The organism is Sphingomonas sp. Leaf33 (genome assembly GCF_001421785.1).
Lineage (GTDB): Bacteria > Pseudomonadota > Alphaproteobacteria > Sphingomonadales > Sphingomonadaceae > Sphingomonas.
In genome coordinates this window covers 1,129,775-1,141,048 of sequence record NZ_LMLB01000001.1, presented here as the reverse complement: position 1 = coordinate 1,141,048, position 11,274 = coordinate 1,129,775, and the positions used below count along the sequence as shown (strand labels likewise).

At 66.9% G+C, this 11,274-nt stretch carries 11 protein-coding genes; all 11 read right to left on the bottom strand.

All coding sequences use genetic code 11. The annotated features are described in order from the left end of the window. Nucleotides 1-87 precede the first annotated feature (87 nt). The 11 genes from ASE86_RS05660 to scpA are packed head-to-tail and all read right to left on the bottom strand — an operon-like array spanning nucleotide 88 to nucleotide 11,237. Nucleotides 88-1,233: an acyl-CoA dehydrogenase family protein gene (locus ASE86_RS05660; protein WP_056423502.1), complete on the bottom strand. Its 1,146-nt coding sequence runs from the start codon at nucleotides 1,231-1,233 to the stop codon at nucleotides 88-90. Between the two features lie 8 nt (nucleotides 1,234-1,241). Next, nucleotides 1,242-2,060: a DUF5694 domain-containing protein gene (locus tag ASE86_RS05655; RefSeq protein ID WP_056423499.1), complete on the bottom strand. Its 819-nt coding sequence runs from the start codon at nucleotides 2,058-2,060 to the stop codon at nucleotides 1,242-1,244. After that, complete coding sequence (locus tag ASE86_RS05650) at nucleotides 2,057-2,443, bottom strand: RidA family protein (RefSeq protein ID WP_056423496.1); 387 nt, start codon at nucleotides 2,441-2,443, stop codon at nucleotides 2,057-2,059. The genes ASE86_RS05655 and ASE86_RS05650 overlap by 4 nt, the downstream gene beginning before the upstream one ends. 3 nt (nucleotides 2,444-2,446) lie before the next feature. Beyond that, nucleotides 2,447-3,946 (bottom strand): CoA-acylating methylmalonate-semialdehyde dehydrogenase, encoded by a 1,500-nt coding sequence (locus ASE86_RS05645; RefSeq protein WP_056423492.1) that lies wholly within the window; start codon nucleotides 3,944-3,946, stop codon nucleotides 2,447-2,449. A 13-nt stretch (nucleotides 3,947-3,959) separates the two neighbouring features. Next, nucleotides 3,960-6,107 (bottom strand): acetyl/propionyl/methylcrotonyl-CoA carboxylase subunit alpha, encoded by a 2,148-nt coding sequence (locus tag ASE86_RS05640; RefSeq protein ID WP_056423489.1) that lies wholly within the window; start codon nucleotides 6,105-6,107, stop codon nucleotides 3,960-3,962. Beyond that, nucleotides 6,107-6,478, bottom strand: coding sequence for a hypothetical protein (locus ASE86_RS15655; protein WP_082441694.1), 372 nt, complete (start codon nucleotides 6,476-6,478; stop codon nucleotides 6,107-6,109). The genes ASE86_RS05640 and ASE86_RS15655 overlap by 1 nt, the downstream gene beginning before the upstream one ends. Continuing rightward, complete coding sequence (bioB, locus tag ASE86_RS05635) at nucleotides 6,475-7,476, bottom strand: biotin synthase BioB (protein ID WP_056423486.1); 1,002 nt, start codon at nucleotides 7,474-7,476, stop codon at nucleotides 6,475-6,477. Before bioB ends, ASE86_RS15655 begins: the two co-directional genes overlap by 4 nt. Beyond that, nucleotides 7,473-7,826 carry a hypothetical protein gene (locus ASE86_RS05630; RefSeq protein WP_056423483.1) on the bottom strand — a complete coding sequence of 118 codons (354 nt, stop codon included), beginning with the start codon at nucleotides 7,824-7,826 and terminating at the stop codon, nucleotides 7,473-7,475. Before ASE86_RS05630 ends, bioB begins: the two co-directional genes overlap by 4 nt. Further along, nucleotides 7,823-8,176: a hypothetical protein gene (locus ASE86_RS05625; protein ID WP_056423480.1), complete on the bottom strand. Its 354-nt coding sequence runs from the start codon at nucleotides 8,174-8,176 to the stop codon at nucleotides 7,823-7,825. The genes ASE86_RS05630 and ASE86_RS05625 overlap by 4 nt, the downstream gene beginning before the upstream one ends. Beyond that, nucleotides 8,173-8,982, bottom strand: coding sequence for a heme-dependent oxidative N-demethylase family protein (locus ASE86_RS05620; RefSeq protein ID WP_056423477.1), 810 nt, complete (start codon nucleotides 8,980-8,982; stop codon nucleotides 8,173-8,175). Before ASE86_RS05620 ends, ASE86_RS05625 begins: the two co-directional genes overlap by 4 nt. Next, the gene (gene scpA / locus ASE86_RS05615; protein WP_056423474.1) at nucleotides 8,982-11,237 is read right to left on the bottom strand and encodes a methylmalonyl-CoA mutase; all 2,256 of its coding nucleotides are present in this window, start codon (nucleotides 11,235-11,237) and stop codon (nucleotides 8,982-8,984) included. The genes ASE86_RS05620 and scpA overlap by 1 nt, the downstream gene beginning before the upstream one ends. Nucleotides 11,238-11,274 lie beyond the last annotated feature (37 nt).

The following is an 11,274-nucleotide window of genomic DNA, read 5'->3' as shown; positions in this document are numbered from 1 at the left end:
CCTGCCGCAAGGTGGTCGCCCGCGGCGATCCCCCTCCACCGGCTTCGCCGGTCCCCCTCCCCGTGCCGGGGAGGATTTGCCCGCCCATCACTGCCGCACCAGATCGCGGCCGACGATCATCCGCATCACCTGGTTCGTCCCCTCCAGGATCGAATGCACGCGGAGATCACGCCAGAAGCGTTCGATCGGATAGTCCATGAGGTACCCGTAGCCGCCATGCAATTGCAGCGCACGGTCGACGATGCTCGATCCGTTGTCGGTCGCCAGTCGCTTGGCCATCGCCGAGAAGCGCGACTTGTCCGGCGCATTGTTCGTGACCTTGGCGGCCGCGAGATACAGCAGCGCGCGCGACGCCTCCAGATCGGTCGCCATGTCGGCCAGCATGAACTGCGTGTTCTGGAAATCGGCGACCGGCTGGCCGAACTGCTGGCGTTCCTTGGTGTAGCGGACCGCCTCGTCGAGACACCGCTGCGCGCCGCCCAGCGAGCAGGCACCGATGTTGAGCCGACCACCGTCGAGGCCCGACATGGCGATCCGGAAGCCTTCGCCCTCCGCACCGACCATGTTCTCGGCCGGCACGCGGCAGTCCTCGAAGATCACCTGCGCGGTCGGCGACGCATTCCAGCCGAGTTTCCGCTCCGGCGCGCCGAACGACAGGCCCGGCGTGTCCTTTTCGACGACGAAGCAGCTGATGCCCTTGGACTTTTCATCCCCCGTTCGCACCATGACGACGTAGACGTCGTTGTATCCCGCGCCCGAGATGAACTGCTTGGTGCCGTTCAGCACGAAATGGTCGCCGTCGCGCCGCGCGGTCGTCTTGAGCGCAGCGGCATCGGAACCCGAACCCGGCTCGGTCAGGCAATAGCTGCCGATCTTCTCCATCGAGACCAGGTCGGGAAGGAACCGGTCCTTTAGAGCCTGGGTGCCGAAGCGCGCAATCATCCACGCGGCCATGTTGTGGATCGAAATGAAAGCCGACGTGGCGGGACAGCCATAGGCCATCGCTTCCATGATGAGCGCGGCTTCCAGCCGGCCAAGGCCGATGCCGCCATCCTCCTCGCCGACATAGATCGCGCCGAAGCCCAGCTCGCCCGCGGCTTTCCAGACATCGACCGGATAGTGGTGCTTCTCGTCCCATTCGGCCGCGAACGGCGTGATCCGGTCGGCGGTGAAGCGGCGCGCCAGCTCCTGGATTTCGCGCTGGTCAGGGGTCAGGTCGAATTGGTCGGTCATGGTGTCTTTCACTTCCTGACGCGCGGCAGGTAATCGCGAGCGTCGACAAGGGTGATTCCGCTGGATTCGGACAGGCATTGCCGCAGCAGGTGCAGGTGGCCGCCACCGAAGAAGACGATCATGCGACCGCCGGGCCGCGCCGCCTGCAGGATGTTGGCGCAGATCGCCAGGTTACGGCGATACCAGACCGCCACCGCGTTGACCCCGGGTTGCTCAGCACCATCACCGATACGCAGCGTATCGGTGTAGAGCATATGGTCGCGGCGTGCCTTCACCGGATCGCTCAGCAACCGCAACACGCCGGCGATGCCGACCGTCTTCAGCAACCGGTCCTGCTCGGCGACATTGGCCTCGCTGACGGTGCCGACATGGTCGATGAAGGCCTGTTGCCCATGCGACTTGGCATAGGCCATCACCGGCCCGAACGGCAGCGACGCCGGCGCGTCCATGCCCAGGACGGTCGCGTTGACTGCCTGCTTGCCTAGCCGGAACGCAAGCTGAACGGTTTCGTCGCGGCTGGGGGGCAGCGTCCCGTCGAGATATTTGCGGAAGCTGGCGGCCGCCGTCTCAGGCCGCCATTCGGTGCCGATCACCGTCGGGCGGAACCGCGCAAGCGCGTCGACGATGCCTTCGATCTCGCGCTGACGGGCCGGCGCAAGCACGTCGTCGACCGCGAGATTGCGGTAATCGAGGCCGGGATTGGCGAAGTGGAACATGCCCACCACCATGACCTGCGTCGGTGCCTCGGCCGGCTTCGTCTGCGCCGCCGCGGTGCCCGCGCTCAGCGCGCCGGCGATGCCCAGCGCAAGGGTGCGCAGCCACGTCATGCCGCGATCTCCGCTTCGGCTTCGATCTCGATGCGCCATTCGGGGCGCAGCAGGCCGCCGACGACCAGCATCGTCGATGCGGGCCGCACGTCGCCGAACCAGCGGCCATGCGCGCGACCGACCGCATCGGCATCACCGGCATCGACCAGATACTGCCGCGTGCGCACGACATCCTCGGCCGACCCGCCGAGTTGCTCGATCGCGCGGACGATGACGGCCAGGCACCGCTCCGCCTGCGCCTCGGCGTCGCCGGGCGTCGAGCTACCGTCGTCCTCGACCGGCGCAGTGCCGGAGACGAGGATGCGATTGCCGACGCGGACAGCGCGGCTGAAGCCGATCGTCGCTTCGAAGGGCGAGCCCGAAGATGCACGGTCGCGGGTCATGCGTCAGCCCATCGTCGGGATGACGAAGGCGTTGGCGCCGTCGCCGACCCCGCCATCGGGCCAGCGCTGGGTGATCGTCTTGACCTTGGTCCAGAACCGCACGCCCTCCATGCCGTGCTGGTTGACGTCGCCGAACGCGCTGCGCTTCCAGCCGCCGAAGCTGTGATAGGCGACCGGCACCGGGATCGGCACGTTGATGCCGACCATGCCGACCTCGACCCGCGCGGCGAATTCGCGCGCGGCGTGGCCGTTGCGGGTGAAGATGGCGACGCCGTTGCCGTACTGGTGCTCGCTTGGCAGAAGCACCGCAGTCTCGAAATCGGGCGCGCGGACGATCTGGAGGACGGGTCCGAAGATCTCCTCCTTGTAGCTCTGCATCTGCGGCGTCACGCGGTCGAACAGGCTCGGGCCGATGAAGAAGCCCTGCTCATGCCCCTGGAGCGAGAAACCGCGGCCGTCGACGACCAGTTCGGCGCCTTCGTCGACGCCGGTCTGGATCCAGTTCTCCACCCGCTGCTTGTGCGCGGCGTTCACGACCGGGCCGTAATGCGCCTCGGCATCGGTCGACACGCCGACCCGCAGCGCATCGATCGCCGGGATCAGCTTCTCGCGCAGGTTGTCGGCGGTCTTCTCACCCACCGGCACGACGACCGGCAGCGCCATGCAGCGCTCGCCCGCCGAGCCGAATGCCGCACCCGACAGGTCGGCGACGACCTGGTCGAGGTCGGCGTCGGGCATGACGATGCCATGGTTCTTGGCGCCGCCCATCGCCTGCACCCGCTTTCCGGCCGCGACGCCGCGGCTGTAGACGTACTGCGCGATGTCGGACGATCCGACGAAGCTGACCGCGCCGATGGCCGGATGGTCGAGGATCGCATCGACCATTTCCTTGTCGCCGTGGACGACCTGCAGGATGCCCTCCGGCAGCCCCGCCTCCAGCATCAGTTCGGCCAGCCGCACCGGGACCGAGGGATCGCGCTCGCTCGGCTTCAGGATGAAGGCGTTGCCGCAGGCGATCGCGACGCCGAACATCCACATCGGGATCATGCCGGGAAAGTTGAACGGCGTGATGCCGGCGCCGATGCCGACCGGCATCCGCATCGAATAGACGTCGATGCCCGGCCCGGCGCCGTGCGTATATTCGCCCTTCAGCGCGTGCGGGATGCCGCAGGCGAATTCGATGACTTCCAGCCCGCGCTGGATGTCACCCTTCGAATCGGCGATCACCTTGCCATGTTCGCTCGACAGCGTGTGGGCGAGCGCATCCATGTTCGCCTCGACCAGTTCCTTGAACTTGAAGAGGACGCGCGCGCGCCGCTGCGGGTTGGTCGCCGCCCACGCCGGCTGCGCGGCCTGTGCCGCCGCGATCGCACGTTCGAGGTCGGCCGCACTGCCGAGACCGACGCGCGCCTGCACCTGCCCGCTGTTGGGGTCAAAGACGTCGCCGAAGCGGCTGGCACCCGCGCCGCCACTGCCGGCGATCACATGGTCGATATTACGCATGAACCTCTCCAAATCATTCGAATTCGACGATGGCGGCATCGACGACGACGCTGTCGCCGGCCGCAAAGTTGACCGCCTTTACCGTGCCTGCCTTTTCGGCGCGAAGGATGTTTTCCATCTTCATCGCCTCCATGACCGCGATCGGCTGACCGGCCTCGACGCTGTCGCCGACGCCGACATCGATGCGCGTCAGCAGGCCCGGCATCGGGGCGAGCAGCAGCTTCGAGGTATCGGGCGGCACCTTCTCGATCATGTGCTTCGCCAGCGCGGCGACATGCTTTGGATAGACGCGGACGTCATGGCTGGCCCCGTGCGCGGTCAGGCGATAGCCGCTGCGGGTACGGGTGATGCCGGCATGGAACGGCTGATCGTCGATCGTCGCCGTCACCAGCGGGTCGCCAGGGCGATAGCGGTGGCGGACATCGAGCGGCGGCTCGTCGGGATCGTAATTGACGAGGAGGCCGCCGTCATAGCCATCGACGATGATCTCGAACCGGTCGTCGCCGATCGTCACCACGCGCTCGGCATCGTCGTATACGCGCCCGCCGAGCTGGCCGGAGATGTCAGCGGCCCGCGTCGCGCGGTCCATGTCGACGACGGTCGCAACGGCCGCGAGCTTTCGGAGCAGTTCCGACGATGCCGGCGCGCCCTGGAAGCCGTCGGGATATTCCTCGGCGATGAACCCTGTCGTCAGCTCGCCCGAGCGGAAGCGCGGGTGCTGCATGATCGCCGACAGGAAATCGATGTTATGCCCGATCCCCTCGATCCGGAACGCGTCGAGCGCGGCGACCTGTGCGTCGGCCGCCGCCTCGCGGGTCGGCGCCCAGGTGACGAGCTTGGCGATCATCGGGTCGTAGAACATGCTGACCTCGCCGCCCTCGCGGACGCCGTCGTCGACGCGGGTGTACCCCTCATCCTCCCCGGCACGGGGAGGGGGACCGTCGGCGAAGCCGATGGTGGAGGGGGCGGGCCGCACGCGATTCGCCTGTGGAGCCCCCCCTCCGTCAGCGCTGTGCGCTGCCACCTCCCCGTGCCGGGGAGGACTGTACGGCGTCTCCACTGCCGCCGGGGGGCGATAGGTCACCAGCCGCCCGGTGCTCGGCAGGAAGCCGCGATACGGGTCCTCGGCATACACGCGGTTCTCGATCGCCCAGCCGTTCAGCGTCACGTCGTCCTGCCCGAACGCAAGGCGTTCGCCCGCCGCGACGCGGATCATCTGCTCGACCAGGTCGATGCCGGTGATCGCCTCGGTCACCGGATGCTCGACCTGGAGGCGGGTGTTCATTTCGAGGAAATAGAAGGCGTCGCCGGTCGTGTCGGCGCCCGACACGATCAGTTCGACCGTCCCGGCGCTGTAATACCCAACCGCCGCCGCAAGCGCGACCGCCTGCTCGCCCATCGCCTTGCGCATTTCGGGCGTGACGAACGGCGACGGCGCTTCCTCGACCACCTTCTGGTGGCGCCGCTGGATCGAGCACTCGCGCTCGCCGAGATAGACGATGTTGTCATGCTGGTCGCCGAGCACCTGGATTTCGATGTGGCGCGGGCTTTCGATGAATTTCTCGATGAACACGCGGTCGTCGCCGAAGCTGCTGAGCCCCTCGCGCTTGGTCGCCTCGAAGCCTTCGCGGACATCGGCCTCGGACCATGCCAGGCGCATCCCCTTGCCGCCGCCGCCTGCGCTCGCCTTCATCATCACCGGATAGCCGATCTCGCCCGCGATCCGGCACGCCTGGTCGGTGTCGGCGATCTCGCCCAGATAGCCCGGCACGACGTTGACGCCCGCGGCCTTCGCCAGCTTCTTCGACTCGATCTTGTCACCCATCGCCGCGATCGCCTTCGCCGGCGGCCCGACGAAGGCGATGCCTGCCTCGGCACACGCCCGCGCGAAGCTTTCGCGCTCGGACAGGAAGCCATAGCCGGGGTGGATGCAGTCCGCCCCGGTGATCTTTGCCGCGTCGAGGATCAGTTCGGCCTTGAGATAGCTCTCCGCCGCCGGCGCCGGCCCGAGCCGCACGCTCTCATCGGCCATCAGCACATGGGGCGAGCGCGCATCGGCATCCGAATAAACCGCAACGGTGGCGATCCCCATCCGCTTGGCGGTGCGCATGACCCGACACGCGATCTCACCGCGGTTGGCGACCAGGATTTTCTTGAACATCAGTTTGGCTTCTTTGTACCGAGGAGCTCGACTTCCGAAAGCGTGGCCACGGTTTCCTGACCGGCAAAGCTACGCAAACCAACAATTTTGCTGCCGTCAGGGGCGATTTCAGCCTGAATGAGGATCATCGGGTGTTTGACGCCGGCTTCATCGGTCCACCACGCGTATTGAGGAACTTTTACGGGAAGAACGCCTCGACCCTGTCCGTCCATCGAGAAGGCAGCATCGCCGCGTTTCGTGTCTTCCACGGTCGCGACACGACCGGCGATAAATCCAGTTTTGGGAAGGTCCGGCCAGTTCGTCCCAACGCCCGCAACCGCTGGTGACGCAGCTAGGCCAAGAACAGCAGCGAATCGTCCAATCAATTTCATTCGACACACTCCATCTTGACCCGCATCGGCTCGTCCGCCGTCATTGGCCGCACGCCCAGCTTCGCGAACAGCGCGGCATCCGCACTGTCGCCGCGGTTGCCGGCGGTAAGCAATTTGTCACCGGTGAAGATCGAGTTCGCGCCCGCCATGAAGCACAGCGCCTGCGTCGCCTCCGACATGCTCTCGCGGCCGGCGGACAAACGGACCATACTCCGCGGCATCGTGATGCGGGCGACGGCGACGGTGCGGACGAATTCGATGTCGTCGATCTTCGCCATAGGCGTGTCGGCGAGCATGTCGCCGAGGACGGTGCCCTTCACCGGCACCAGCGCGTTGATCGGGACCGATCCGGGATGCTCGGGCAGGGTCGCCAGCGCGTGGAGGAAGCCGATCCGATCTTCGCGATCCTCCCCCATGCCGACGATGCCGCCGCAGCACACATTGATCCCGGCCGAGCGGACATTCTCCAGCGTTTCCAGTCGCTCACCGAAGCTTCTTGTCGTGATGACCGAAGAATAGCGTTCGGGCGAGGTATCGATGTTGTGGTTGTAGTAATCGAGCCCCGCCTGCCCCAGGCGCTCAGCCTGGGCGGGCGTCAGCATGCCGAGCGTCATGCAGGTTTCCAGCCCCATACCGCGCACACCCTCCACCATCTGAACGATCGCGTCCATGTCGCGGTCCTTGGGATTGCGCCACGCCGCACCCATGCAGAAGCGGGTAGAACCATGATCTTTCGCCTGCGCCGCGGCCTGTAGGACCGACTGAACGTCCATCAGCTTGGTCGCCTTCAGCCCGGTTTCGGCATGGACCGACTGGTTGCAGTATCCGCAATCCTCCGGACAGCCGCCGGTCTTGATGCTGAGCAGGGTCGACAGCTGCACCTCGTCCGCCGCGTGATGCGCGCGGTGGACCTCGGCCGCCTGGAAGACCAGAGTGGTGAAGGGCAAGTCGAAGAGGGCAGCGACCTCGTCGCGAGTCCAGTCGGTACGCTGGGTCATAGTAACGTCTCTATCCAGATGATGAGGAAGCCGCCGACGCCGATCCCCAGAAACATCATCGCGAGCCGACTGCTGAGCCATGCGCCGCGGCCGACGGCCACATCGCGTTCGCGCGCGCGGAGGATGCTGGCGCTGCAACTCAGCGCACAGAAGCCGGACAGCGCCAGCGCTCCGAGCATCATCGACACGATCAACCCGGGGATCTTCTGTCCCTGCGGCGACTGCGCCAGCGACACGATGCCGCCGATGCCGAGCAGCGAGAGCGACAGCAGATGCTTCGAATAATCGTACAGCAGGACGACATTGTCCTGTCCGGGGTCGGGCTCGACCGATGCGGAGTTGGCGCTCATTTGAACAGCGCCGAGATGAAATTATAGGCGAAGCCGCCCAAGCCGATCGACAGCGACCCGCCGACGATGATCGACGCGATGCGGATACGGCGCGCGACGATTTCGCGCGGCTCGGGCTTCACCTCCAGCGCAGCGAGCTGGCCAGCCATAATCATGCTGGTCAGCGCCGCCATCAGGATGCACCCCAGGATCACGACTAGCTGCCGTCGCTCGAACTGCATCCCCCCGCCATCGGCAAAGGCAAACACGCCGCCCAGCGACAACAACGCGATACCCGTCATATGCTTGAAGGAATCGTAGGAGCGCGCAAATGGCAGACCGTCGCCATCGCCGCCATCGTCGTCGATCATGCCGCCACCTCCCCATGCATCCGTCGCGCCGCATAGCCGGCCAAGGCCTGGGCATAGCCGGGCGCGGCGCGTCGTTCCCGCTCACCGTCCGGCACCGACGCCACCGCCGCAGCCACCGTTGCGACGACGCCGTCCGAAAGGCTCGCAAGCGGCGCGACGTACACGCCGATCGTGAACAGCACTGCGCCGGTCCGCGGCAGGCGGCGGAGCGTCTGGCGTTCGCTGCGGACGAACAGCGTGTCGCCGGCATTGTCGGCGGTGACGTGGGCGAAGCGGGTCGCGGGGTCGCCATGCGGCAGGTAGCGCCAGTCATCGGACGCGACGACGAACCAGTTGGCGCGGCCGTAGATCTGGTCGGCCGCCAGCGTCGCAACGAAATGATCGACGCCCGCCGACAGTTGCTCGGCATAGCCGTGGATCGGGGCATGGACCGCGGTGAGCGGCAGGCCGAGCTTTTCCGTCAGCCGCCAGTCGGTCGGGAATGCCACCGCGCCCGCCGACAACACCGGCGCCCCGCCGTGCGGTGGAGCCTGGACGAGGCACAGGTCCTCCCACACCGTCCGCGCTGCGCCGCCTAAGTCCGTGACACCATTGCCGATCATCGCGGCCGCTTCGGCCTCCGCCTCCGCTGCCCAGGGCAGGCGTTGGACACTGTCGGGGTGCGCATCGAACGTCCTCGCGCGGGTGGCCGTGTCGGGATCGCTCTGGAGCCACGCGTCGGACGCGAGGCGCCTGAGCCCCATGCGCAACGCCCCGCCCCCGCGCGCGGCGGGCACCAGATCCTCGACCGACCAGCCGAGCGTCATCAGGCGGCCGCGCCTTCCGGCGCCATATTGTGGCCGAGCAGGCGCAGCACTTCCTCGGCCGCGGCGATCAGGTTGGTGCCGGGACCGAAGATCGCCTGGACGCCTGCGTCGCGCAGCGCCTGGTAATCCTGCTGCGGGATGACGCCGCCGGCGATGACGCGGATGTCCGAGCGACCGGCGTCCTTCAGATGGCCGATCAGTTCGGGGATCAGCGTCAGGTGCCCGGCCGCAAGGCTGGAGGCGCCGACGACGTCCACGTCCTTGGCAATGGCCAGTTGCGCGACTTCCTCGGGCGTCCGGAACAGCGCGCCCGGCACGATTTCGAACCCCAGGTCGCCGAACATGCTGCTGACTAGGTTCGCGCCGCGGTCGTGGCCGTCCTGGCCCATCTTGGCGACGAGCATCCGGGGCTTGCGGCCGAGACGCCGTTCGGTGGCGGCAACGCCGTCCTGGAGCCGTTCCCACCGCGCGTCGCTGTCGAAGGCGCCGGCGTAGATGCCCTTTACCGGCGTGGGGACGGTTTCGTGGCGGCCGAAGCCCGCCTCCATCGCCGCGGAGATTTCGCCGAGCGTCGCGCGGGCGCGGGCGGCGGTGACGGCGAGGGCGAGGAGGTTCGATCCTCCCCGGTCCGGGGAGGTGGCAGCCGCAGGCTGACGGAGGGGGGGCTCCTCATGGGACTGACCTTGCGGCACGCCCCCTCCACCAGCCTTCGGCTGGTCCCCCTCCCCTTGCAGGGGAGGATTTGCCGCCGCCTCGCGCAACGCATCCAACGCCGCCGTGCAGGCCGCTTCGTCGCGGGTCGCGCGCACCTTCGCCAACCGCGCCACCTGCGACTCGCGCACGGCGTGGTTGTCGATCGCCAGGATCTCGATCTCGTCGGCGTTCGCCGGCTGGTACTTGTTGACCCCGACGATCACTTCCTCGCCGCGATCGACGCGGGCCTGGCGAGCGGCGGACGCTTCCTCGATCATCGCCTTGGGCCAGCCGGCGGCGACCGCCTTGGCCATGCCGCCCTCGGCCGCCACGCGGTCGATGATCTCCTGCGCCTTGTCGACCAGTTCGCTGGTCAGCGCCTCGACATAATAGCTGCCGCCCAGCGGATCGACGACCTTCGTCATCCCCGTCTCTTCCTGGATCACCAGCTGGGTATTGCGGGCGATGCGCGCGGAGAAGTCGGTGGGTAGCGCGATGGCTTCGTCGAGGGCGTTGGTGTGCAGGCTCTGCGTGCCGCCCAGCATCGCCGCCATCGCCTCGATCGTCGTGCGGATGACGTTGTTGTAGGGGTCCTGCTCCTGCAAGCTGACGCCAGACGTCTGGCAATGCGTGCGCAGCATCTTCGAGCGTTCGTCCTGCGCGCCCAATTCGGTCATCGCGCGGTGCCACAGCACGCGCGCGGCCCGCAGCTTGGCAACCTCCATGAAGAAGTTCATGCCGATCGCGAAGAAGAAGCTGAGGCGCCCGGCGAATTTGTCGATGTCGAGGCCCGAAGCCTTGCCGTACTTCACATATTCGATGCCGTCGGCGATGGTGAAGGCCAGTTCCTGCACCTGCGTCGCGCCGGCCTCCTGCATGTGATAGCCGGAAATCGAAATGCTGTTGAACTTCGGCATATTGGCCGATGTGTAGGCGAAGATATCGGAAATGATCCGCATCGACGGTTCGGGCGGGTAGATATAGGTGTTGCGGACCATGAACTCCTTCAGGATGTCGTTCTGGATCGTGCCGTCCAGCTTCTCCTGAGGGACGCCCTGTTCCTCGCCCGCGACGATGAAGAAGGCGAGGATCGGAACGACCGCGCCGTTCATCGTCATGCTGACCGACATTTCATCCAGCGGGATGCCATCGAACAGGATCTTCATATCCTCGACGCTGTCGATCGCGACGCCCGCCTTGCCGACGTCGCCGCGCACGCGCGGATGGTCGCTGTCGTAACCGCGGTGTGTGGCGAGGTCGAAGGCGACCGACAGCCCCTTCTGCCCGGCGGCGAGGTTGCGGCGGTAGAAGGCGTTCGATTCCTCGGCGGTCGAAAAACCGGCATATTGGCGGATCGTCCACGGGCGGCCAGCGTACATCGACGCGCGCACGCCACGGGTGAAGGGCGCGAAGCCCGGAAGGCCGGGGTCTTCGGTGACGTCCTCGGCGGTGTAGAGCGGCTTGACCGCGATCCCCTCCGGCGTGTGCCAGGTGAGGTCGCGGCCTTTCACTTCCTTAGTCGCGGCGGACTGCCAGTCGGTGAGGGTGGGCTTGTCGGTCATGCCACCGTGCTCCCGCGCAGGCGGGAGCCCAGGGCCG